The sequence below is a fragment of the Verrucomicrobiota bacterium genome (assembly GCA_037139415.1).
Classification (GTDB): Bacteria; Verrucomicrobiota; Verrucomicrobiia; order Limisphaerales; family Fontisphaeraceae; genus JBAXGN01.
This window is the reverse complement of the sequence record JBAXGN010000129.1, coordinates 1-23,722: the sequence shown is the minus strand read 5'-3', so window position 1 is coordinate 23,722 and position 23,722 is coordinate 1. Positions and strand designations below refer to the sequence as shown.

19 protein-coding genes are annotated in these 23,722 nt (G+C 58.6%); 10 read left to right on the top strand and 9 right to left on the bottom strand.

All coding sequences use genetic code 11. The annotated features are described in order from the left end of the window. Nucleotides 1-139 precede the first annotated feature (139 nt). From WCO56_20265 to WCO56_20245, 5 genes are read left to right on the top strand one after another with little or no spacing between them, the layout of a single operon-like run. Complete coding sequence (locus WCO56_20265; GenBank protein MEI7731919.1) at nt 140-1,075, top strand: hypothetical protein; 936 nt, start codon at nt 140-142, stop codon at nt 1,073-1,075. After that, the gene (locus WCO56_20260) at nt 1,072-2,676 is read left to right on the top strand and encodes a hypothetical protein (protein ID MEI7731918.1); all 1,605 of its coding nucleotides are present in this window, start codon (nt 1,072-1,074) and stop codon (nt 2,674-2,676) included. Before WCO56_20265 ends, WCO56_20260 begins: the two co-directional genes overlap by 4 nt. Continuing rightward, nucleotides 2,673-5,018 carry a carbohydrate binding domain-containing protein gene (locus WCO56_20255; GenBank protein MEI7731917.1) on the top strand — a complete coding sequence of 782 codons (2,346 nt, stop codon included), beginning with the start codon at nt 2,673-2,675 and terminating at the stop codon, nt 5,016-5,018. Before WCO56_20260 ends, WCO56_20255 begins: the two co-directional genes overlap by 4 nt. Before the next feature lie 16 nt (nt 5,019-5,034). Then, complete coding sequence (locus tag WCO56_20250; protein ID MEI7731916.1) at nt 5,035-6,873, top strand: hypothetical protein; 1,839 nt, start codon at nt 5,035-5,037, stop codon at nt 6,871-6,873. A 4-nt stretch (nt 6,874-6,877) separates the two neighbouring features. Further along, complete coding sequence (locus WCO56_20245; GenBank protein ID MEI7731915.1) at nt 6,878-7,768, top strand: formylglycine-generating enzyme family protein; 891 nt, start codon at nt 6,878-6,880, stop codon at nt 7,766-7,768. Between the two features lie 97 nt (nt 7,769-7,865). On the opposite strand, the gene WCO56_20240 is transcribed toward WCO56_20245, so the two are convergent. The 6 genes from WCO56_20240 to WCO56_20215 form a co-directional block, all read right to left on the bottom strand. Beyond that, on the bottom strand, nt 7,866-8,396 hold the full coding sequence (locus WCO56_20240; protein ID MEI7731914.1) for a transcriptional activator RfaH: 531 nt from the start codon (nt 8,394-8,396) through the stop codon (nt 7,866-7,868). 88 nt (nt 8,397-8,484) lie between these two features. Then, nucleotides 8,485-9,189 (bottom strand): hypothetical protein, encoded by a 705-nt coding sequence (locus tag WCO56_20235; protein MEI7731913.1) that lies wholly within the window; start codon nt 9,187-9,189, stop codon nt 8,485-8,487. A 224-nt stretch (nt 9,190-9,413) separates the two neighbouring features. After that, a complete protein-coding gene (locus WCO56_20230; protein MEI7731912.1) occupies nt 9,414-10,217 on the bottom strand; it encodes a hypothetical protein in 804 nt (267 codons plus the stop codon). Between the two features lie 18 nt (nt 10,218-10,235). Next, nucleotides 10,236-11,279, bottom strand: a complete 1,044-nt coding sequence (locus WCO56_20225) for an NAD-dependent epimerase/dehydratase family protein (GenBank protein ID MEI7731911.1) — start codon at nt 11,277-11,279, stop codon at nt 10,236-10,238. Between the two features lie 318 nt (nt 11,280-11,597). Continuing rightward, nucleotides 11,598-12,536, bottom strand: coding sequence for a sigma factor-like helix-turn-helix DNA-binding protein (locus WCO56_20220; GenBank protein MEI7731910.1), 939 nt, complete (start codon nt 12,534-12,536; stop codon nt 11,598-11,600). 107 nt (nt 12,537-12,643) lie between these two features. Further along, a complete protein-coding gene (locus tag WCO56_20215; GenBank protein ID MEI7731909.1) occupies nt 12,644-13,519 on the bottom strand; it encodes a rhomboid family intramembrane serine protease in 876 nt (291 codons plus the stop codon). A 128-nt stretch (nt 13,520-13,647) separates the two neighbouring features. On the opposite strand from WCO56_20215, the gene WCO56_20210 reads away from it, so the two are divergent. The 4 genes from WCO56_20210 (at nt 13,648) to WCO56_20195 (ending at nt 21,286) form a co-directional block, all read left to right on the top strand. Continuing rightward, nucleotides 13,648-14,442, top strand: coding sequence for an alpha/beta hydrolase (locus WCO56_20210; GenBank protein ID MEI7731908.1), 795 nt, complete (start codon nt 13,648-13,650; stop codon nt 14,440-14,442). 62 nt (nt 14,443-14,504) lie between these two features. After that, the gene (locus WCO56_20205; protein MEI7731907.1) at nt 14,505-15,314 is read left to right on the top strand and encodes a sugar phosphate isomerase/epimerase; all 810 of its coding nucleotides are present in this window, start codon (nt 14,505-14,507) and stop codon (nt 15,312-15,314) included. 179 nt (nt 15,315-15,493) lie between these two features. Beyond that, the gene (locus WCO56_20200) at nt 15,494-18,055 is read left to right on the top strand and encodes a PAS domain S-box protein (GenBank protein MEI7731906.1); all 2,562 of its coding nucleotides are present in this window, start codon (nt 15,494-15,496) and stop codon (nt 18,053-18,055) included. Between the two features lie 66 nt (nt 18,056-18,121). Continuing rightward, a complete protein-coding gene (locus WCO56_20195; GenBank protein ID MEI7731905.1) occupies nt 18,122-21,286 on the top strand; it encodes a GH116 family glycosyl hydrolase in 3,165 nt (1,054 codons plus the stop codon). 57 nt (nt 21,287-21,343) lie between these two features. Here WCO56_20195 and WCO56_20190 read toward each other — a convergent pair whose 3' ends face one another. Both WCO56_20190 and WCO56_20185 read right to left on the bottom strand, forming a co-directional pair. Next, entirely contained in the window at nt 21,344-22,150 is an 807-nt protein-coding gene (locus WCO56_20190) for a DUF4339 domain-containing protein (protein MEI7731904.1), read from the bottom strand. 48 nt (nt 22,151-22,198) lie between these two features. Then, nucleotides 22,199-22,831 (bottom strand): hypothetical protein, encoded by a 633-nt coding sequence (locus tag WCO56_20185; protein MEI7731903.1) that lies wholly within the window; start codon nt 22,829-22,831, stop codon nt 22,199-22,201. On the opposite strand from WCO56_20185, the gene WCO56_20180 reads away from it, so the two are divergent. Then, the gene (locus WCO56_20180; GenBank protein MEI7731902.1) at nt 22,794-22,931 is read left to right on the top strand and encodes a hypothetical protein; all 138 of its coding nucleotides are present in this window, start codon (nt 22,794-22,796) and stop codon (nt 22,929-22,931) included. The genes WCO56_20185 and WCO56_20180 overlap by 38 nt on opposite strands. Nucleotides 22,932-23,020: 89 nt before the next feature. On the opposite strand, the gene WCO56_20175 is transcribed toward WCO56_20180, so the two are convergent. Then, a partial coding sequence (locus tag WCO56_20175; GenBank protein MEI7731901.1) for a hypothetical protein occupies nt 23,021-23,722 on the bottom strand: 702 nt, incomplete at its 5' end.

Below are 23,722 nucleotides of genomic sequence, written 5' to 3'. Positions count from 1 at the left end.
ACTGAGGAAACATGGACCGCAAGGTTGCGTGCGCCTCAGTCCTACTCGACCAAAACATTTCCGTCCCGACTTTGGTCTTTATTGCCTGCCATAATATTTTTGACAGACTCAAGTGGGAAGCGGATTATGCGGCGCATATATGTTCTCCGCTTTGTCCCATGCCGATGCCTTGGATACCAGCCGCCAGGGGCGACCGTTCCGCGCGCGGTTTCATTTTGGCGGGCAGCCATGGGCCACGCTCTGCGGCCTTCGCAGTCTATTATGGGTGGCATTGCTGGGCAGTTGCCTGGCCCTTCCGGCGGCGGAGGTGCGGTCGGGTAAAATCCTGTTCTCCAGCAATCGCTCGGGGGCGTGGCGCATCTGGCGCGTGAATGCCGATGGGGCGGATTTGAGGCTGCTGGGGAAACCGGAGTCGGAGGATCAGGACGTGGATCCGATGTGGAGTCCCGATGGCAAGGCGATCCTGTTCACGTCCACGCGCGGCGGCAAGGCCGGGGTGTGGCGCATGGCGGCGGATGGCACGCAGCCGGAGCGGATTTGCGATGGGGATCAGGCGGAGTGGTCGCCGGAGGGCGGGCGGATTGCCTTGCGGCGCAGTGAGCGCATCGTGATTCGTGAACTCGCCACGGGCAGCGAGAAGATCCTCACCCCGGAAGATTGGCCGCATTGCTCGGGGCCGGCCTGGAGTCTGGACGGGAAGACCATTGCGTTCGCCGCGCGCTGGGCGGCGGGGAACGGCGTCTTCACCGTCGCCGTCGCCGGGGGCAAGCCGGTGAAGGTTTATGATCAGCAGGGCGCGTGTGAACCGCATTGGTCGCCGGATGGCACGCGGATTGTGTATGAAACGGAGACGCATATTTGCGCGATCAACCCGGATGGCACGAAGAATCGGACGCTCACGTATTTCGGCGGCGTGCAGCGTTATGCCCGGTACAGCCCGGACGGCAAGGCGCTGGTGTTTTGCCAGGGAGTTTCCGAACAGGGACCCTGGGAACTGTACCTCATTCCGGCGACCGGCGGCACGCCGCAGAAGTTGACGGAGGGTGGCTCGGATATGTACCCGGATTGGCGATGAAAGCCGCATTGTTCATGATGGGTTTGGCCGTCCTGACCGCCTGGGGGCAGGAGGACGCGCCATTGACGCGGTTGTATGATACGGGCGGACAGCGTCGGGACGCCGCGGCCACGTGGAAGCTGGTTCCGGAAGAGCAGACGAATCACACGTTCACGGGCGATGCGGTGTTGGTGAATGACAAGCTGGCGGTGTTTTTCGGGAAAGACGCCTTGGGCCCCGAAGTTTTTTCCAAAACCGCCAGCGGCCTGCAATATCGCGCCACGCTGGGATATGCGGCTGGTGGGCTGCGAGGCGGAGGGAAACCGGCTGGGACGCCGGTTCTACGCGGCCAGACGGCTGCGCTTAAGATCCTCGAAAACACTTCGGGTGGCGTCATGTTGGACGCGTCGTATCAGGAGGGCGGGGCAAGTCCCATTCGCTTCCGGCTTACGACGGGGGAGGCGATCCTGGAAATCCGGGCGACTGACAGTGCCGGATTCGTGGAGGTGCGGACCCAAACTCGATATGTGGTCGTGCCGGATTATTTTGGCGACGATCTGGTGTATGAGCTGCCAGTGTCCCGCAACCTGGCGTTGCCGGCGGAAAACTTGATGCTGAATCTGTTGGAGGATGGCCAGGCAATGGTGATGACCGTCTGGCAATCGCGCGCGCAGGAAGCCTGGGTGCTGGCAGGTGGGGACGCCGGTTCTACGAAGGTGGGCAAGTCCGGACAGGGGGGCGCGAGCGTTCACCGCATTCGTTGCCTTAAGGATAAAAGCATCTGGTGCGCGTTTCTGGAATCCCCCGGCATCTGGCAGACGGTGCAACCGCCGCTCAAACCGGATTGGAAGCCACCGTTCCCGGCCAAATGGCGCGGCAACCGGATCAGTGCCCAAGGCGTGTCCGATTCCTGGGAACTGGAGCGCGAACCGGGACCGGCGCAACTCCAAGGCGCGGCGGCGAAGCCGTTCCTCATATATCCTCTTGATCGCAGTGCGGCCACTCCGCTCACGACCGTATGCCCCACGGATATCATGCGCAACACCCTGGGAGTGGGGCCTTGCCAATACATCCTGGCCTGCGAAGGCATGGCCGCGCAGGGGGACCCCACGCCGAATAGCGTGATGAACTGGGTGGAGAAGCAATTTGAACAGAAGAAGGACCGGAAAGTGGCGGATGACATCCGGGAGCGGCTGGAGGTCATGGTGCGGCATGTGGGGGAGGCGCGCGGCCGGATTGAGGGTTACGCGGAATTTGCCGGGCAGTTACGGAAACGGCTGGGCACCGGGGCCGACGCTTCGGGGTATCCTGCCATCCTCAATGATCTGGATCGCTTCATTGCCGCTGGCCGGGCGCCGGTGGCGACGTCGGAACAGGCCCGCCAATGTGCGGCTGCGGTTTCGGCGCTGATCGGCAAGGAGAATTCCGTGGCTGACTGCAAACGGTTGGGGGCGGAGTTGCGCGCCATCGGCGCCATTCAGGATGGTGCGCTCGCCCGTTGCCGGATGGCGGTCCGGCGGCTAAGACAGGAGGGCAGGGGAGTTACGGATGATGCGTCACCCGCTGACCCGCTAACGCAGGAAATACAACGCCTGACAGAACAAATATTAAATACCAAATGAAAACAACACTTCTCCATTCGACGATGGTGGTCTTCGTCGCCGGATTGCTGGCGATCCCGGTGTTCGGAGCACAGCCCAAGAACTTCTTTGCCAATCCGAGTTTTGAATTGGGGCGGGATTCCTGGCAAATGGATAAGGCGGGCAAGACCGAGTGCCAGTTCGCCTTGGATGACAAGGATGCCGCCGATGGCCGGTACAGCGCGTTGTTGACCCTTGGCGCGGTCGAGGAGTGGGGCGTGCAATTCGGCCAGAACATGCCGGCCGGTGAGCAGGGGAAAACTTATACCTTCGCCGTGTTTGCCCGGAGCGTGAGTGAGCCGGTCGAAGTGGCGCTCCAGATCGAGCGTCATGCCCAGCCGTATGATCGCGCCGCCGCGCTCGAAAAAATCAAACTCACCAGTGCCTGGCAGGAAATTCATGTCACCTTCACGGTCAAGAAGGATTTTCACCAGGGCTGGTTCGCATACATCAGTTGCACGCAACCGCGCGCACAGTTCAAGGCCGATATGTTCCGGCTTTATGAGGGCGACTACGTGCCGCACAAGCAAATGGTCCGGGAGGAACTGGCCACGGTTGGGGTGCGCATCCTTGACACCGGCAAGCTGCAAGCTAAGTCGTTGCCCGGCGAAGTCTTGAAAGCCAAAACCGGCTGGGTGGAAGTGCCCGAGGATAACCTGACGCATCCGTTCAAGGGCGATGTAGTGTTCATGAATGATCGCATCGCGCTGGTGTTGCGCAAGGGCGCAAATGGTGCGGAGCTTTATTCGCTGGGCAATGATCTGCCGGTGATGCGCAGCCGGCTGGCACCTTTGGCGGGCACGCAAGGAGCCGCGCTGGCCTCATACAAGATCACGGAAAATAATCCAGGCGTGGCCTCGGTGGAGGCGGCTTTCACGGCGACCGATGGGAAGGCGCTGACGGTGCGTTACGAGTTAAGAGTCGGCCAACCGGTGGTGCTCACCGAGGCCCGCAGCGGAGCCACGGGTTTGCGGATGGAGGCCCCCTGCCGCTTTGCGGTGATGCCGGATTTTTTTGCCGATGACATCGTAGTGGATGCCACCGATGCGCTTGTAGCACCGGCGTCCTCGCCGGTGTCCCCGTCCGTAGTACAGGCAGAATTGCCCAGTGATAACTTCTTCCTGCACCTGCTCCCGGGCGGGGATGCCATCGTGATGACCGTATTGAAAACCAGTGAAGAGGATATCCGGATCAACCTGGCGGGCGAAGGCGAACAGCGGATGATTGGCGCTTCGGAGCTTCGTTATGGCAAGGATGCCAAAATCTGGGTGGCCGTTCTGGCCGCGCCGGGGATTTGGCATCACCAGAATATTTCACGCGAGGACACCAACAAAATCATTCGGCTGGATTGGAAAGCGCCGTTTCCCGCGCAATGGCGGACGGATTGGCGGCGGGTGGAGAATCTGACTGATAGCTGGGAAATGCTCACGGAGAAACGCGATGGCGGCTTCATGCGGTACGGTCCTTACGGCGGCCCGGAAACCTTCCCGGTTGATCGCAAACGCTGGACTACGGTGCTGGGCAGTTTCAAATACCCTTGCTGGGTGGATAAGGAAGGGCAGGGGTATCTGCAGCCGCTGCGGTCCGAGGCGCTGCGGTTCCAGGGCCCAGCCATCATCTATCCGATCAATCGCACACCGGCCACGGCGCTGGATACGTTTACCATTGTGGATATCGTCCGCAACACGCTGGGGGTTGGCCCTTGCGAATATGTGTTGGATGTGGAAGGGCAGCGCTCGCAATACCAAGGGCGGGCGACTTGCTCGGTGCGGGACACGCTGAATCCGATTTACGCCAAGCAGCAGCAGAAACAGCGGCGCGCGGATATTGAAAGAACCCTGGTGGAGCTGATGACCTTTGTCCGGCACATCCGGGGACGCATTGAAAATTATGTTTCTTTCGGCCATGAAATGCTGACCTACCTCGCCGCGCAAAAACAGGCGCATCCGGACTTGTCCGGGCGGTTGGAGGAATTGGAAAACATCGCGCGGCTGATTGACACCAAGGTGGCCGCCCGCCGGGATCATATTAAAACGCCGGATCACGTGGCAGCCATGATCACCGATTTTCGCCAGACGGTTTTGGATTATGAAGGCGATGATGCATTGGCCAAATGCAAAAAGTTTACTGAAGCCTGGGTGGATGTTGGCGGCAACCAGGATGAACTGGTGGGCGAGGGACGATGGGTGATTAAAATGCTCCGGCAGCGAGCCGGTTTGCTGATGGCGACGGATCCGCGCATGGCGGAGATTGCCCGCGAAATTCGCCAGCGTTCCCAGGTCGTGCTGCGCAATCCCGCCGGCCACGAAGGCGCCAGACACTGATTGGAGAAACATGTTTATGAACCCATTGCTGAGGCGCCCGATAATTATTCTCGCCTGCTTTTGCTTCCTCCCCGGGCTCTTTGCCGCGACGGAAGAAGCCATGCCTGTGGTCCAGATCTTTGACACCGGCCAAGCAGCTTCGGCACCTTTGACGCCGGAGGTGGTTTCCCGGCGTGACCAATGGACGGCACTGCCGGAGGACAAAACCCAACATAAATTCAAAGGCGACGTGGTGGTCTCCAACGGTCGGCTGGCCCTGGTGCTGCGCAAAAAGGGCAGGGGAGCGGAGGTGTATTCGTTGGCCACTGCCGGTGCCATTCTGCGGGCGGAACTGGTGGCCACAGGGAATGCCCTGGCCCAGTCTTTTAGTGCGGTCAAGATTGTGGAAAACAATCCCGGCACGGTTTCTCTCGATGCCACTTTCAAAAGCGCCAACGGGGAATCGCTGGTGATCGGGTACGAGCTGAGAGTGGGACAGGTTTTTATCCAGACGCAACCTCGTTCTGTGGTGGCTGGGCTGCGCGTACTGGCACCGTGCCGTTTCGCGGTGCTGCCGGATTTCTTTGCGGACGACATGGTGGTGGATGCCACGCGGATCAAGGTGGCGGAGACCGAGCTGCCCAGCGAAAATTTCCTGCTCCACATGGTGGGGCAAGGGAACGCCATTGTCATGGCGGTGTGGTATCCTGGGCAGGAAGACTGCCGGATTTCCATGTCGGGCGAAGGCGCTTCGCGGATGATCACCGGATCGGACATTCGTTACGGCAAGGATGGGAAAGTCAGCGTCGCGATTCTCAGTGCGCCCGGCATCTGGCACATGCGGGACATTGCCAGCAGCGAAACCAACCAGATCCTGCATCTGAATTGGAAAGCGCCCTACGCCGCGCATTGGCGGGTGGATTGGCAGCGGGATGACCAGCTCATTGATAGCTGGGAAATGCTGACCCAAAAGCCCAGCGGTGAGTATATCAAACACGGCTGGTACGGGCAGCCGGAGTCATTCGGCAATGTGGATTGGCTCAAAGACAATCGCAAACGCTGGACCACGGTGCTGGGATCTTTCCACTATCCTTGCTGGGTGGATAAAGACGGCGAAGGCTACCTGCAACCGCTCGCCAAAGTGGTCCGGTTTGAGGGACCCGCCCTCGTGTATCCCATCACGCGCCTGGACTCAACACCCCTCACCGAGTTCACCATTGTGGACATCATGCGCGCGACCCTGGGCATCGGCCCGTGCGAATATGTGCTCGATATTGAAGGTCAGAAGAAAACCTATCAGGGCCGTCCCACCTGCGCTTCCCGGACGATCCTGGACAACATCTACGGCAAGAAAGAGCAAAAGGAAAAACGCGAGGAACTTCTCAGAACGCTCGACGAAGTGATCGCCTTTGTGCGGCATATTCGCGGGCGGATTGAGGAGTACGTTGCGTTCGGGAGCAGCCTGGATCAATACCTGGAAACGCAAAAGCAGGCGCAGCCGACCCTGGCGGAAACCCTCGCAGGCATGCAGGCGACCATCCGTAAGATCGAAACCAGCAAAGCCCGGCGCACGGAAGGCATCAAGACGCCTGAATTTGCCACCCAACTGGTGAGTGATTTCCGCGCCAACATGGTGGACTACGAAGGTGAGGACGCGTTGCAACGGTGCAAGAAAACCACGGCGGCCCTGGTTGGTATTGGCGGCAACCAGGACGAGTTGGTGGGCGAATGTCGGCTGGCGGTAAAGATTCTGCGCCAGCAAGCCTCCATGGCCATGGCAACTGATCCGCGATTGGCTCCGATCGCCAAAGAAATCCGTCGGCGCACCCAGCAGATGCTGCGCAATCCCACCAGCTATGAATCACCCCGGCATTAAAAGTATGAAGCCATTGTTAAATTACCAGCCCATCCCGTTTATTCTCTGCGGCGCGGTTGTGTTCAGCGCGCTGCTCTTTATCGGTTGCGATAAGCCCCAAACCGCTGTGGATTCGGCCCGCAGTTCCCAGCCAGCTGCGACCACTGCCAAGCTGATTAATACACCTTCCGGACTGACCATGGTCCAACTTCCAGCGGGTGAGTTCATCATGGGCGATGATAGCGGCGATGCGGATGAAAAACCCGCGCATAAAGTGCGGGTCAGTGCCTTCTGCATGGATACCCATGAGGTAACCCAGAAAGCCTATGAAAGCCTCGTGGAGAAGAATCCCTCGAAAGTCAAAGGGCCGGAAAAGCCCGTCGAACAGGTGGACTGGTATCACGCCGCGCTTTATTGCAACCTGCGTTCTTTGAAGGAGGGACGCAAGCCCTGCTACGATGCCAAGACGCTGGCGTGTGATTTTACGGCCAACGGCTATCGCCTGCCCACCGAAGCCGAGTGGGAATATGCCTGTCGTGCCGGAACCAAGACCAAATATTCCTTTGGCGATGATCCGGCCAAATTACGCAGTTACGCCTGGTACAAAGGCAACGCGGAACAAACCACTCATGCCGTGGGGCAAAAGTCGCCCAACGCTTGGGGCCTCTATGACATGCACGGGAACGTGGCCGAGTGGTGCCAGGACATTTACAACGAGAACCATTACCAGAAACAGGAGGCCAACGATCCGCGTGGCCCGGCATCCGGAGACAAGCGGGTGCTGCGCGGCGGAAGCTGGCGCACGGGCGATGACAATTGCCGATCCACGGCGCGCAGCAGCGAGAACGCCCGTTTCGCCGATGCCTGTTTTGGCTCGGATGCCTATGGGTTTCGGTGTGTTCGAGTAGCGGAATGAGGCCGTGTTCGGGCTAACCCATTTTCCACGAGCTTGGATATCCGTTGGGCCGATCGGACGGTCTTAGAAATTTACAATCGCATAACGCCGCGCCGCCTTACATCAGATTTGTATCCGACACCAGAAAGCGGCGGTCAATTTTAACGCGTGCGACCGACGCCATGATTTCCAACAGGATGATGACGCGTTCTTTCTGCGACGTTTCCTGGGAGAAAACGGCATGCATTCCTTCATAAGGCCCGCCGATGATATGCACCCGGTCACCTTCGCGAAACTCAGGATCACCCGGGTCACATATTCCATCTTGGCAACTTGTCCGGATGAGTTCAATCACCTCTGCTGGGACGCTCGCAGGCCGCCCGCCAAAAGCCACCAAGGATATCACTCCCAAGGTGGAACGCACCGTATTGAGTGGTTGTGAATCCTTGGGTTGAATAAAGACATAACGAGGAAACATGGGGCCAATACGACTAACCACTTCGCCACGAACGATGCGCCGTGATTTGTATTTCGGGAGAAACACCGTGATTGCCTGACGTTGCAGATGCAAGGCCGCAAAGTCTTCCTGGCGCGACTTAGTAAAAGCGCAGTACCACGGCAATCCAGGGGTGTATTCCAAAACATTCATCACAGACAGCATTAAGATTGCGGATTATTCTGTAAAGGTAATTTTTCGGCAACCAGTCTGCCCGTCGGCCAAATTTAAATCCTTTTTTCTATTTTTTGTTTTCTTGCCCGTTCGCTTGTGGTTCGGTAGAAAACGGATTGGATGAACCCGGCAGAGAAGCGACGCTGGTGAATGGGTTCGACTTCATGACCTTCATTTTTGGGAGACACCAAATACTTGCGAAGATGTAGATCCAACCCACTACCAAGTGGAAAATTATAAAAAAACCGAAGCGTACCAAGTCAATAACCGTCAGACTATAGAGCACGGTGGCCCCGATTACCAGGCAGGCTCCGGGCATCAGCGCGGCGGAGCATAATCGCCACGCGCCACGCCACCCCAGCGCCCGGTCAGCTATCGTGGCCATAGCTTTGGCAGGCCCCATGTACAACAGGGCCAGTGCTGCCCACACAAACATCAGCCAGAGGAGCATGCCCAAGGCAGTGCAACCCAGCAACGCCTGGCTCCAGGCTCCCCACCAGGGCACTAGATCGGTTCGGTTAAACGCCGCGATGATTTCATCGGGATAGGGGATTTCCGCATACCCCAACAAGGCGCTGAAATGAATGTTGGTGCGTCCGAATTCAACTTGTAGATCGGCAGTTTGTCCCAGTTGGCCAGTATGCTCCGGATCCACCACAATGGCCAGTATGGGGTTACCGGCCAACAGGATGGGGGTGGCATTGGTCCATGGCATCCGGCCATCCACGATGTCTCCGCGGATCGGCAACTGACGGATAGCTACGTTAACCACTGGGAAACATGCCCAGTGCAATAAACCACAAACCGCCGCTGCCGCGAGCAGCGCCATCGCAATTTGCACAACTATAACGCGTCCGGTTGAGGCTTGGGAAAACGCCGCGATTCCTCGCGGCGTAAACGGCTGCCAGGCATTTGGCAAGGGTTCGGATGGAGGTGTATTCGCATCCGTTACTGACGCCGTGACCGGCGTTGGTGTCGTTTCATGCTTCCCCATCCTTAAGCTTTGGCCAAACGGACGGTCACCTTGAAAGCGCCGGGTACAGGTTTTTCAGACACGATAAACAGGTAACCACCACCGCATCCAGAGTACATCGCGCCGGGATATTGCGCCTGATAAAAGCGCAGCAGGGCTTTGAGATCCACGGTCACTGTCGGGTGTTTGACCGTGTGCGGCAACAAGGCTTCCCAGCACATCATGCATTCGTTCATCGAAGCGCCGAGCGCTTTGAGGTTCGTCGTGCAGATGGCTTTGAAGCAATCCTTGCCCGATTGTCCCAGCCGGGCGACCCACTTGGAACTCAGATGTTTTTCACCCAGAGGATTGTAGCCTTCCGGACGAGGGGCAACCGGTATGATGTGGATAACCTTTTCCAGCCAGCGTGCCACCCGGGCGTTGTTGAACGATTCGATGTGGGAGGGAAATACGCCGCCATTGGCTGCAAAATCATAATCCAGCCGGTTGATACCGGGATAGATCAACCCGATCATGTCCTGCGAACCGGATGGCTCAGGCTTACCCTGATTTTCGGCATCGTACAGTTCTTTGACCAAAGCGGCGGGATCACGTGGCGGCAACTTGCCCTTCCAACGCTGAAGAGCAATTTTACGTGTCCCGGTGGCAATGCCGCTACGATCCATGAAGCGGACAGTGGGTTCAATTCCCACGACCACCATGGAGCCGGGCGGATTAGGATTCAAGCGGGAGATGAACGGTTGGTCAATCCAGCCGCCTGCCAACGCCAGCCGATAGGGAATGCCGCCAATCACTTTGGTGATTGGCAGCGTGCAATTCGTTTTCACGAGGTGATCACTGTCGGGTTATTCCACCACGTGTTTGCCCTCTTTGCGGGCATAGTATTGCTCTTTAATCCACTTGTAAGTAGCACGCATACCGGTATCCAAGGGAGTGTTTGGTTCCCATTTGAGCATCTGCTTGATGAAGGTGTTGTCGCTATTGCGTCCCGCCACTCCGCGCGGCGCATTCAGATCGTATGTTCGTTTCAATTTAACACCCGCGATTTTTTCGACCTTGGAGACCAGTTCGTTGATCGAGACCAGTTCGCTGGAGCCCAGGTTGATCGGCGTGGCAATCAATTTGTCGCAGTGCATGATCATATCAATGCCCTTCACGCAGTCGTCAATATACATGAAACTGCGGGTCTGATGACCGTCACCCCAGATACTGATGTTGAGGTTGTTGGCATCAATGGCTTCGATCATCTTGCGACACATGGCGGCTGGTGCTTTTTCGCGGCCACCATCCCAGGTGCCGTGGGGGCCATAAACATTGTGGAAACGGGCAATGGCGGTCTTCAAGCCGCGCTCCGCCCAGTATTCCTGGCAGAACATTTCGCTCATCAGCTTTTCCCAGCCGTAGCCGCGTTCGGACATCGCGGGATACGCGTCCGTTTCCTTGAGTGCGCGCACGTTCGGGTCTTGTTGGAGCAGGGTATTGTACGCACAGGCTGAGGAGGAGAAGAAGTAACGCCGCGCACCCGCGCGCCAGGCGGCCTCGATCATGTGGGTGTTGACCAGGATGCTGCGCAGGCATTCGACGCGGAACCGTTCGATAAATCCCATGCCGCCCATGTCGGCGGCGAGGTTATAGACTTCCACCGCGCCTTCGCAAACCCGGCGGCAGTTCAGCTCTTCGCTGCAATCCAGGTTCAGATTTTCCACTCCGGGTGTCCGCAGGTACCATTCGTACAACGGTTTTTTGTCCACCGCGCGAATGTTGGTGAAACCTTTGGTGTGGAAATATTTGACCAGGTTGCCGGCAATGAAACCGCCGGCGCCAGTGATGACGATCAAGTCGTCTTTTTTCAGTTGTGGATCTTTTTCCACCAAGCGTGTTTTTTCCATATCGTTTTCTTTCGTTTAGTTAACGGCACAGTATTCTCAGGGCGGGCCAACCGTTGCTGGTTTGCTCGGGCCGGCCCGGAACCTCTGCCATGGAGTTATTAAACAACACCTCCCGGATTTCGCATACTAAAATCACATGTGCATTCTTGACCATCATATATCAGTTTTTGACCTGATTCGCGATGGGCGGATGGGCACAGGAATGGAAACAGGGCCGCCCGCACTGGCAACCGCCGAGGTCAGAAGGCGGAATTTTACAGATGCTGGCCGGTTTCCTGACCCCGGCGGTTACGCGGCGCGGGCGGCTAGTTTGGCAGGTTACGCCGCGGAAACCTTTGGATTTTTACCGTCGTCAAACTGTACCGGCAGCCATGGACTCCGGCCAAGGGCTTGGAGAAATTCCACTGTGGTGACTTGCGGATAACCACCTGGCGCCTGCAACATGGCCAGGGCTTTCTTGAGCGTCAGGCTCGTGTTTTGTTCCCGCAATTTGTCTTCCAGGCACTTGGCTACCGCATCCAAGCGCGGTGCATGGGAATAGCCAACCTTCTGCCCGTCCGGCCAAGCGGGCAAATCCGGCCAGAGATCCGCGTACAGCCGGACGTAAAACGAGGGGTGATATTGCAACGCATATTTCTGCTCTTTCGCCCAGCGAGCCACCCGCTCGGGTGTCAACGGATACACTTCTTCGCAGCAGTAGGCCACCACGCGTTCCAAGTAAAATTTGAGTTTCGGGCCGCCCTCACTGCTTAGCAGGATAAGGATCTTGGTCTCAATCTGGCGAATGCGCTCGCGGGTGACATGAAACCGGGTGCCGATGCTTTCCAGCGTTTGCGCCGGTTCGGTATTGCCACCAAAACGACGGAGGAAAATCACCCGGTCCCGCTTGTCAATCACTTTCACCAATTCATCCGTAAACCGGGCCAAGGTGGCGAACTTGAACTGTTTTTTCTCGCTCTCGGACAATTCGAACTCGCCGGCGTTGGCGCGTTCAATCAGCTTGAAAAGTTCATTAATGGTCACCTGCCCGCAATTACCACCGTTCCTCAACCGGCTGACCGGCACTCCGTTGAGGTCTCCCAATTTGGTGACGCCCAATTTGTCCAAGGCGCCCTCCAGTCGCACGGAGCGCGGCAGTTCCGTCGTGCTCAAATGCTGAATCCGTTCAGGGACCACCAGGCATTGTTGCACGCTTTGCGATTCATTCTGTTGAAGCGGATAATCCGCACCAGTTTGTTCTTCGGTTGTCTTCGGCATAAGGGCGAGGATAAACCGTTAGGCGGGTAAGTCAATAAAAACGTTAGGATTAAAAGCGTGAGAAATTTATTCGCCTAACACAAGGATGTAACCGTGAAAGACGTTACTCAGCCAAATCGCAAGGCGAATCCCCAAGCGACCAGTAGCAGCACCAGACAAACAAGGACCGTGCCCCAGTCCGTCGCGTATTTTTGCCGCCAGCGATTCGGAGTGGCCACCCAAAGTAATCCCGACAGGATGCCGCCCACAAATCCCCCCACATGCACCACCACGTCGCTGCGTGGATCCATCCCCAGAAGTAACAGGATAAAGACACCGCCCATCAAGCCGCGCACGGCGAGTTTTAAGCCGCCGAGTTCGCGGTTGTGCAACCAGGAATGTGCCGCCAGCAAACCCAGCGATCCCATGACCATTCCCGAGGCCCCTAAACTGCGATAAGTCCCGTCATGCAGTAACAGGCCGAGGCCGTTGCCCATGGCACCTGCCAAGAGCGAACCCAGCAACGCTGGTCCCGCCCCGTAAATACCCATCGCCACACCCAGCAGGATGATGCCGGTGGTGGTGTTGGCTATCAGGTGGGGAATGTCGGCATGCAAGGTGGTGGCAGTCAGTAGGCGCCACCATTCGCCCGATGCCACTTTGGCCGCATCCATCCGTCCGGCCTCCCGCACCCCGTCCACACCGGTCGCAACAATCCCGTGTAGCAGGTTCAAAAACAGGAAATAGAAGACCGCCCGCCCATCAAATAGCAACCCGGTCGTTTCCCATTCCCGCCGCCAGCGGCGATTGCGGTTTTCCCGGAGATACAGGCGGATGGATTCCCGTGCCGGGAAGTATTGTTTGGCGGGAATGTTCAACCGCCAAGCGGATGTTTCGGCCACTGGCTCAACCGTCGATTGAATTCCCTGGCTGGCCAAAACCAGTGCCCACTCCATGGCTTCCTGCCTGGATCGCGCGGTGATGATGGCTTGTTCGTCTTCCATCGGACACCGCTAATAATGCCAGCGATTATGGAAAAGTGAAGCAAACTGGCAATAAAGCCTGGCTTGCATTGCGCTCGCAGCTCTGGTTACTCTTTCTGCGCATAACAAAAAACGATACGATATAATATATGGCAACCGTTAAAACCAACGGCATCAACATGGCGTTCCAGGTGCGCGGACAAGGTGAACCGCTGATTTTAATCATGGGTCTGGGCGCGCCCGGCACCGTCTGGGAAGAGCACGTGAAAGAGTATGAAAAACACTTTCGCTGTTACCTGCTGGATAATCGGGGCGCGGGGGATTCAGACAAGCCCGTCGGGCCATACACCACCCGTATGATGGCTGCGGACGTCGCGGGCCTGATGGAGGGGCTGAATATTAACAACGCCCGGGTAGCCGGCATTTCCATGGGCAGCGCCATCGCTCAGGAACTCGCCCTGGCGCATCCTGACAAAGTCCGCAGCCTGGTGCTCATCAGTTCCTGGGCCCGGTGCGACATTTACACCAAGACGGTATTTGAACATTTTTGCCGGGTGCGCGCGTCGGTTTCGACCAGCACGTTCGTGCAATTATTACAGTTGTGGATTTTTACGGCGGCGCATTATGACCAGAACAACGCCACCTTGCGCGAAGCGCAGGCCGCCGCTCCCGGCGGAGTGTGGATGCCGCAACACGCGTTTGAGGCCCAAAGCGCCGCCTGCATGAACCATGACACGCTGGAACGGTTGGAACACATCAAAGCCCCCACGCTCTTGACGGTGGGCGACGCGGATATCTTTACTCCCTTGCGACTGAGCGAAGCAATTCATCAGCGCATGCCGGGCTCAACCATGGAAATTTTCAAAGGCTGGAGCCACGCGCATCATTGGGAAGACCTGCCACGATTCAATCAGGTGACCAGCGATTTTCTCCGCGCCCATTAAACGGTTAAACCAGCCCGGAACAACCATAATCAAAACGAACCTTAACCACAGAGAAGTACAGAATGAGCAATATCAAATTTGGATGCCAGACCTACACTTGGCAGATGTCGTACGACAAATATTCAAACGCGCTGGATCACATCATGGACGTGATGGTGTCCGGTCAATATGCCGGAATTGAAGCCGAGGTTTGCATGCTGGGCAAATATCGGACCGAACCGCAGCGTTTGGCCGAGGCGCTAACCAGGCGCAAGCTTGCCCTTGGCGCCATTTGCCTGGTGTGTGATTGGCTTAATCCCAAGGAAACCGAGACGGAACGCGCCGAGGCGGATCGGGTGATCGCATACTTGAAGCATTTTCCCGGCACCATGCTGGCGCTTTGCCAGATGCCTGGCAAGGACCGTTCCAACCTGACCGTGCGTCAGCAGAACTGCATTGCCTGTGCCAACGCCATTGGCGAGCGGGCCGCCAATGCCGGCATCAGCGCCGCGTTTCACCCCAATTCTCCGGGTAGTTCGGTGTTTCGGATCGAACCGGATTATGCGGTGCTTCTGGATGGTTTAAACACCAAGGTGATGGGCTTCGCCCCGGATGCCGGTCACATTGCCAAAGGCGGCATGAACGTCGTGGAGATTTTCCGCAAGTATGCGTCCACCATTCGCCACGTCCACTACAAGGACATGACCACCGCTGGCACTTGGGCCGAGATGGGCAAAGGCAACATTGATTTCGTGACGATTACGCATGACTTGCGGAAGGCCGGCTATCAGGGGTGGATCATGATTGAAGACGAGTCGCCCCTCGCCGAAGTGGATCCGGACGCCGCCACCCGCAAGAATGGCGAGTACATCAAATCCAAACTTACAAAATAAGATATATTTTCCAGGTTGTGCTGTATTATATTGCATGTAGGTTAGGCTATGGGTTAATGAACAAGCATGCGCGTATGCAGGTCATTTATGCGGCGGGTGCTGGAAAACGGCAGAGCGTTGGCTGAACATGGAAGCAAGCGATCTGAACGGGCATCGTTGTTTCTCAACCCGTCGTAAATATGTCCCGTCCCAACCAAAACGGTCCGCTGGAAAATGATGGCTGCATCCTCACCGAGATGCTGAAGATCGTGCTGCCGTACGCGATCCTGTCCGCACTGTGGATTTACTTTTCCGATACCCTGCTCGGCCAATGGGTGAGCGATCCCGAACAGATCACCCACTGGGCCAAGATAAAAGGCTGGGGCTTTGTGATGGTGACCGCCAGCATGCTGGCCATGATGATCTACCGGCTGTTGCGCCGCTTGCAGCGCGCGCAAGCCGTGGTGCGGGATAGCGAACGGCTGGTTCGCCTGGTGATTGACCTCGTGCCGCATCACATCTTCGCGAAAGACCGCCTGGGGCGTTTCCTGTTCGTCAACCGTGAGGCGGCCCAGGCGTGTGGCCGGCAGCCCGATGAGATGATGGGGCGCTCGGAGCGGGATCTCCGCCCTGACGCGCTTCATGTGGAGAATTTCCTCCGTGACGACCAGGAAGTCATAGACCGTGGTACGCCCAAGTTCATTGCCGAGGAGCAAATCACCTACCCGGACAACCAGGTTCATTTCCTGCAAACCACCAAAATTCCCTTCACGCCGCCGGGCACCCACGAGCGGGCCGTGCTCGGCGTCGCCATAGACATTTCAGAGCGCAAGCGTGCGGAGGCGGCCTTGCGGGAGAGCGAGCAGCGCCTGCGCACGCTGGGCGACAATCTTCCCGGCACGGCGATCTATCAGCTTCTGCGGCAGCCCGATGGCCGCGAGCGGTACCTTTATGTCAGTGCCGGGATTGAGCAACTCTTCGGCATTCCCGCCCCCCAAGTGGTGGCGGACCTTGAATCATTTCGGGCACTGCGTGTTGGGGATGACCGCCCCCGCATTCACGCCGCCCAAGAGGCATCCGCCCGCGACTTGACGGTGTTTAACTGTGAGTACCGCCAGCGCACCGTTGATGGGCAAATCAAATGGATTCACGGCTGCTCAACGCCGCGCCGGCTTGCCGACGGTTCCATTCTCTGGGATGGCGTGATGACTGACGTTACTGAACGGAAGGAGGCCGAAGCCACCTTGAGAGCGAGTGAAGAACGCTTCCGGGCGGTGGTGGAGAGCGGGCCGGATGGCATTTTCATCCAAACCGACCGTAAATTCGCCTATGTGAACCAGCTCGCCGCTCGATTATTCGGGGTGGATTCCCCGGCGGCGCTACTGGGGCAACCGGTCCTTAGCCGGATTCATCCTGATGACCATGTGCAAGTGATTGACAGAATCCGTCGGCTCAACGAGGAGCGGATGGCGGTTCCCACCATTCAGGAGAAAATGCTTCGCATGGATGGCACTGGCTTTGATGCCGAAGTCACCGCCGTCCCCTTTAACTACCAGGAAAGGCATGGGGCGCTGGTCTTTTTCCGGGATGTCACGGAAAAAAAACGATTGGAGCAGCAACTGCAACAGGCCCGGAAAATGGAGAGCATCGGGCAACTGGCGGGCGGCGTGGCTCACGACTTCAACAATATTCTCGCCGCCACCGTGCTGCAGCTCGAGTTGTTGCAGCAAAAGACCATGCCGAAGACGGACATTCACGAGTCGCTCACGGAGGTGACGACCCATGTCAACCGCGCCGCCAATCTGACCCGGCAATTGCTGCAATTCGGCCGCCGCTCCATGATGCAAGTCCGGGTGCTCAATGTGAATGAAGTGGTGGAGAACCTGCTGACGATGTTGCGCCGCTTGATTGGTGAAAACATCCGCATCCAATGCGACCTGACCGCGCAATTGGCGCTGGTGGAAGCCGACGCCGGCATGCTTGAACAAATACTGATGAATCTGTTGGTGAACGCCCGCGACGCCATGCCCAAGGGCGGGCAGATCACTATTTCCACCGCCAATCTTGAATTGAATGAGGCCCAGGCCAAATTCAATCTGCAAGCGCGGCCCGGACGCTTTGTCGTTTTGAGTGTCACTGACACCGGTTGCGGCATGAGCGCGGCGACTCTTCAGCATCTCTTTGAGCCGTTCTTTACCACCAAGGACGTCGGCCAAGGCACGGGACTGGGGTTGGCCACGGTACATGGCATCGTCAACCAGCACAAAGGCTGGATCACCGTCGAAAGCAAAGTCGGCCAGGGCAGCACCTTCCGCGTGTATCTTCCGGCCTCGGAAAAACCGGCTGCCCCTAAACCAGCCCCTGCCGCGCCCGAACCAATCCGCGGTGGAAAGGAAACCATCCTGCTGGTCGAGGATGAGCATTCGGTTCGCAACACCTTCACCATCTTCCTGCAACGGTGGGGCTATACCGTCTGGCCGGCCGCCAACGGCAAGGAAGCCATCGAGCTGTGGCAAAAACACTCCGCGAACGTGGACTTGCTGTTCACGGACATGATCATGCCCGAGGGCATGACCGGCATCGAATTGGCGGTCTCGCTGCGCCAGAGCAAGCCGGGGTTGCGCGTCATCATTTGCTCCGGCTATAGCGTCGAATCGGTGTACCCGGACCAGTCGGCCCATAAGAATATCACGTTCATTTCCAAGCCTTGTCCGCCGGCGCTATTGCAAAGCGTCGTCCGGCAATGCCTGGATCAAGTTTAGCGGTATTCCCGGCTTGCTGGCGCCGCCATCGGTGTGCCATCCTCCGGCCATATTATTTAGCACAACATGAAATCGTCTTCCACACCGGACGTGGGCGCCGACCTCAACGCGGCGCGGCGGGAATTCTTCAAGAAGTTTGGCCTGGGCGCCGCCTGGCTCATGAGCAGCCGCGCGCTCCGGGTGGTCGCCGGTCCGTTTGATCCCGCCACCGCCGATGATCATTGGGTGCCGATGGATAAGAAACTCCAGCCCGACTGGGTGAAGAGCCTGTACGCCCGCGGCCAGCGCACCTGGTACAGCGGCACCGATCTCAAAACCATTGGCATGCCCGTGGGCGGCATCTGCGCCGGGCAGATCTACCTCACCGGCGAGGGGCGGCTGGTGTATTGGGATATCCTCAACCGGCAGCACAACACCGGCTATGGCGCGATCAATTACAAGGTCGGCCGCCTGCCCACGGAGGTGGCGTCGCAGAAAACCTTTTCCCCCGCGCTGCCGGTGGAGCAGGGGTTTGCCTTGCGCGTGACGGCCGATGGCCAGACCCGCGTGCGGGCGCTCGACCAGGCCGGCTTCCCGGCAGTCCGCTTTTGCGGCGAGTATCCGGTGGGCTGCGTCGAGTACGCCGCGCCGGATTTCCCGGTGGAAACCCGGCTGGAAGTTTTCTCGCCGTTCATCCCGTTGAACGCGGCGGATTCCGCGCTGCCCGCCATCATTCATAACTTTACGCTGAAGAATACCGGCCAGACTCCGGCGCAGGTCACGCTGGGCGGCTGGCTGGAGAATTGCGTGCTCGCGCTTTCCGCCGCGCAGTACGGCGGGCGGACGATGCGCGTGAACACCCGCGTGCGGGGGGATCGCCTCGCGGGCTTTACCGGCTCCGTGGTCGCCGAGGCCTCCGCCCCCAAGCCGGTGGTGCGGCCGCCGCAGGTCTTTGCGGACTTCGAGGGCGAGACCTACGGGGATTGGACCGTGGAGGGCGAGGCGTTCGGGAAAGGTCCGGCGCGCGGCACGTTGCCCACCCAGCAGCCGGTCACCGGCTTCCAGGGCAAGGGGCTGGTGAACACTTTCCTGGATGGCGATAAGAAGCATGGGCGCCTGCTCTCGCCGGAGTTCAAGATCGAGCGGCCCTGGATCGGCTTCCTGATCGGCGGCGGCAGCCACGCCGGCACCTGCATGAATCTGCTCGTGGATGGCAAGATCGTGCGGACGGCCACCGGCAAGGACGCCGAGCGGCTCGATCCCGGCAACTGGTCCGTGCAGGACTTCCTTGGCAAAACGGCGCGCATCGAGATCGTGGATCGCGAAAGCGGCGGCTGGGGGCATATCAACGTGGACCAGATCGAGTTCCGCGATGCGCCCATGGACGCCGAAATCCTGGACCTCGATAAGCAGCGGGACTACGGCACCATCGGCCTCGTTGCCCTGGGCGATTCCGCCGCCGAGGTCAGCCTCGCGCTGCCGGATGGCCCGTTGCCGGACGCCCTGTTCCGCTCCAAACTCGAAACCATCGGTGAACCAAAGCGGCCTTTGAATGCCGCGCTGCGCGGAGCTGTGGCGCGCACCGTCACGCTGCGCCCCGGCGAGACGGCGGTCATTTCCTTCGTCGTCGCCTGGCATTTCCCCAACCTCTATTACAACCGCGCCCTCGTCGGGAACCAGTACGCCACGAAGTTCAAGGATGCCGCCGCCGTGGCCGTTTACGTGGCCGGCGAATTCGAGCGGCTCTGCGCGCAGACGCGCCTGTGGCACGCTACCTACTATGATTCCACGCTGCCCTGGTGGTTGCTGGACCGGGTGCATTCCACCGTCTCCACGCTGGCCACCACCACCTGCCAATGGTGGCGCGGCGCGCGGTTTTGGGCGTGGGAAGGGTGCGGCTGCTGCAACGGCACCTGCGGGCACGTCTGGAATTACGCCCAGGCCATGGGCCGCCTGTTCCCCGAGCTGGAGCGCTCCGTGCGCGAGCAGCAGGATTTCTTCCCGGGGCGCGGCCTGAACGCGGCCACGGGCGCCATCGGCTTCCGCGGCGATTTCAAGGGCCGCTGGGCGGGCGACGCCCAGGGCGGCTACATCCTCAAGGCCTATCGGGAACACCAGTGCGCCGCGGACGACCAGTTCCTCCAACGCGTCTGGCCCAACGTCAAGCAGGCCGTGCAGTTCCTTATTGACCAGGACGGCGACGGGGATGGCCTGATCGAAGGCGCGCAGCACCAGACCTACGACCAGGAGTATTACGGGGCCAACACCTTCGTGGGCGCCCTGTACCTTGGCGCGCTGCGGGCCGCCGAGGAAATGGCGCGCGAGATGCAGGACCCCGCGTTCGCCGACACCTGCCGGAAGATCTTCGAGGCCGGCAGCAAAAACTCCATGCAGAAGCTGTTCAACGGCGAGTACTTCATCCAGACCGTGGACCTGGCGAAGCATCCCAACTGGCAGTACGCCGATGGTTGCCTGGCCGACCAATTGTTCGGCCAATGCTGGGCGCACCAGACCGGCCTGGGCTACCTGTACCAGCCCGCCGCCGTCCGCAAGGCCCTCGCCTCCGTCTGGACCTATTGCTGGGCGCCGGACATCGGCCCCCAGAACAAGGCGCACACCCCCGAGCGCTGGTACGCCTTCGCGGGCGAGGCCGGGCTCTTCACCTGCACCTGGCCCAAGAGCAAACATCTCGGTGCCAAATCCACCCGCTACCGCGACGAAATGTGGACCGGCATCGAGTACCAGGTTGCCAGCCACATGGCCTGGGAAGGCATGCTGACCGAGGCCCTCGCCATCTGCCGGGGCGTCCATGACCGCTACCATCCGGCCAAGCACAACCCCTGGAACGAAATCGAATGCGGCGACCATTACTCCCGCGCCATGGCCTCCTGGGGCATGATCACCGCGCTCTCCGGCTTTGAATACCATGGGCCCGCCGGTGCGCTGGGCTTTGCGCCGCGTCTCACGCCGGAGAACTTCCGTTGCGCCTTCACCGGCGCGGAAGGCTGGGGCACCCTGGCCCAGACCCGCACGGGCCAGCGGCAAATCAACCGCATCGAAGTCAAATGGGGACAACTCCGCCTCCAGAGCCTCAAGCTGGCCTGGCCTGCCGCCAACCGCGAACCCGCCGTCAAAGTGTTGCTCGCGGGCAAACCCGTGGAGGCCCGCCTGACCGGCGGCCACACCCTGCAATTCACCGGCGACCTCCGCCTCACCTCCGGTCAGACGTTGGAAGTGATCTGCGACAGCTAAAAATGAACCCGAAACCCAAAGGGGAAAAGTGCGGCTGCATTCAGGGGCAACAAAATGCTATTTGGTGCGGGTAACCTTAACCGATGAAAGAACCTTATTTACGGCCAGTTCAAATTTGGAATCGTTTTCAGCGCCCGTGATGGAAACTATCCAATAGTTTTGTTCCTCCTTGAAAAATAATATCTTGGAATTCAGCGCCTTGCGCTGCATTTCCCATTTCGCGGAAACGCGTTTGGCGGGAATGCCATCTACTTTTGTGTCCGAAATACTATAATCCTTCACTTTAAGATTCTCGCCGGCGGAACTATTTGCCGCAGTGATGTTGTTCAGGGTATCTTTTGCTGCGACAGCGAGATCAACACCGCTACCTGGCTTGTATTTTGTGTGAGTGACGATGATTTCCACATTCTTCGGGGAACATCTGTATGCTTCATAGATTTCAACGTACTTATAGGCGTCCGAATTTTGCAGTGCTTCAAGCTGATCAATTCTCGCGAAATTGCCTGGGGCATCCAGCGTTATGCCAGCCACAGTGCGGACGGAGAATTCCCAGGAACGCCAGGAAGATTTGCTTTCCATAAGGCCCCAAATGCCCATGAACAGGCCGTACAGAAGCACGCCCGCGCAAATCAGTGCACCAATATAAATGCCCCGCCCAATCTGGAGGGGGACAGATTTGACTTTATCAGTCGAAGTTTTGTCGGGCACAAGGCCGGGCAAAGCACTCAGGGGCACCCAGGCATCGTCACCTTCTTCTTGGGCAAAATCGGAAGCCAACAGCTTTCCTTCGGCTAAATATTGCCGCACCTCCGCCATTGTGTACGGTCCAAACTGTTGGTCGTCTCTGATAATTACAACGCGCATACCCTTGTTTTCCATTATAACGATGCCGGTGAAATTGTCATTTCAATCTTAGGGGATCACGAGCAGGTTGGTGGCAACCCCGCTGGCTTGGAGGAGCTGGTTTATGTTGGTGTTTTTGGTCCACTGCACGCTCCCATCGGCCAGACCGATGTTGCCGCAAAGATAATGCAGGTTGGTGGTCCAGCCCAGCGTGCTGTTGGTGGTCACAAGCGCCAAGCCAGGTTTCACCGCGCTGCCATTGACGAGCAGATTGCGATCCCCAAGCAGGATTGTGGCGGGTTTGGTGGTCTGCGCGTCCAGATTGAGGAAATAACTGATGTTGTCCCGAGTTAATTCTTCCCACCGGGTAACCTTTAGGCGCTCTATGTCTTTCGGACACGCCAATGTTTTTGGGTTGCCGATTTCATTGCTGGCCACGAGGAAATGAGGCAAAGGCGAAGCAGATCCGATGAAATCCTGCGTTCTGTGCATTTTCCTGTTCGGAAACTCACCGTAAACCTGCCAGGGGAAAAAATGGTCCGGATTGTCGTTGGCCCACATGCGAAGACCCAAACTGATTTGTTTCATTCTGCTGATGCAATTAAACCTTTCGCTTTTATTTGCCTTAGCCAAAGCCGGCAAAAGCAACCCCGCAAGAATAATTATGACCGCGATGACCACGACTGCCTCAATCAACGTCATCCCCCTCTGCCTGGCGCGACGGGGCGGCGGCAGCAGTTGCCGGTGGGCGGCAGGTGCGCCCGGCGGCTTTGGCATGGCGTGCTTCATGTCCATAACTTAACCCCTAAACCCCGTCCGCCGCAAGCCTCTTCCCGCAACGGCGCGCTGGCGGCCCTTTTATACTTAATCCTTAATCCTTAATCCTTTCCTCTAAGGTCCAATGGCGATCTTGGCCACCCCGGACCATTCGCCGGTGGGTACGTCCATGTCAATGAACCGGATCCGATACTCGCGGACTTCCGCTATGCCGGCGACCAGCAGCGGGCGTGTATCCAGAAACGGCGAACGGGTGTACGTGCCCAGCTTTTGCCAGGGCCCGCCGTTCGTGCGGGACTCGATCAACACCCCGTGGTGGCCAAACTTGACGAACCCGAGGCGGGCAGCTTGGTTTTTGATGCCGGCCACCACGGTGAGCTTCAGGGTGGGGACCGGATGCGCAGCGAAATTCCCGGGTGCCTCCACGCCCAAATCCAGCCCGATGGTTTTCGTGTAGCTCTTCGCCAGCTTGAGCTTGCGCACGAGGGCGAAAATCCGGTTCAACGCGCCGGGCCACACCGGCGTGGCGTCCTTGGGCAGTTCCGGCACGGTGAGGACGGGCAGGGCGACCGGATTGGCCCCTTGGCCATAACCGGCGTAACTCAGGGTGGCGGTGGCCGCCATCCCATAGGCGCGGATGCCGCTGATCCAGCTGCTCAGGATATAGCCCATGAAGCCGCAATCGGCCAGCGCGGCGGCCACCAGGCTTTCCGTGAGGCCCAGTTGGGCGGCCAGCGCGGGCAATTTATCGGCAAAGTTCCTCAGCCAAAGCACCTGGGCGGGTGTGGCGCGGGGATAGTAACGATGATTTCTCAT

Coding starts and splice junctions, on each gene's coding strand:
- WCO56_20265 (MEI7731919.1), top strand. CDS start 140: ATGTTCTCCGCTTTGTCCCATGCCGATGCCTTGGATACCAGCCGCCAG.
- WCO56_20260 (MEI7731918.1), top strand. CDS start 1,072: ATGAAAGCCGCATTGTTCATGATGGGTTTGGCCGTCCTGACCGCCTGG.
- WCO56_20255 (MEI7731917.1), top strand. CDS start 2,673: ATGAAAACAACACTTCTCCATTCGACGATGGTGGTCTTCGTCGCCGGA.
- WCO56_20250 (MEI7731916.1), top strand. CDS start 5,035: ATGAACCCATTGCTGAGGCGCCCGATAATTATTCTCGCCTGCTTTTGC.
- WCO56_20245 (MEI7731915.1), top strand. CDS start 6,878: ATGAAGCCATTGTTAAATTACCAGCCCATCCCGTTTATTCTCTGCGGC.
- WCO56_20240 (MEI7731914.1), bottom strand. CDS start 8,396: ATGAATGTTTTGGAATACACCCCTGGATTGCCGTGGTACTGCGCTTTT.
- WCO56_20225 (MEI7731911.1), bottom strand. CDS start 11,279: ATGGAAAAAACACGCTTGGTGGAAAAAGATCCACAACTGAAAAAAGAC.
- WCO56_20220 (MEI7731910.1), bottom strand. CDS start 12,536: ATGCCGAAGACAACCGAAGAACAAACTGGTGCGGATTATCCGCTTCAA.
- WCO56_20215 (MEI7731909.1), bottom strand. CDS start 13,519: ATGGAAGACGAACAAGCCATCATCACCGCGCGATCCAGGCAGGAAGCC.
- WCO56_20210 (MEI7731908.1), top strand. CDS start 13,648: ATGGCAACCGTTAAAACCAACGGCATCAACATGGCGTTCCAGGTGCGC.
- WCO56_20205 (MEI7731907.1), top strand. CDS start 14,505: ATGAGCAATATCAAATTTGGATGCCAGACCTACACTTGGCAGATGTCG.
- WCO56_20200 (MEI7731906.1), top strand. CDS start 15,494: ATGTCCCGTCCCAACCAAAACGGTCCGCTGGAAAATGATGGCTGCATC.
- WCO56_20195 (MEI7731905.1), top strand. CDS start 18,122: ATGAAATCGTCTTCCACACCGGACGTGGGCGCCGACCTCAACGCGGCG.
- WCO56_20190 (MEI7731904.1), bottom strand. CDS start 22,150: ATGCGCGTTGTAATTATCAGAGACGACCAACAGTTTGGACCGTACACA.
- WCO56_20180 (MEI7731902.1), top strand. CDS start 22,794: ATGACCGCGATGACCACGACTGCCTCAATCAACGTCATCCCCCTCTGC.
- WCO56_20185 (MEI7731903.1), bottom strand. CDS start 22,831: ATGACGTTGATTGAGGCAGTCGTGGTCATCGCGGTCATAATTATTCTT.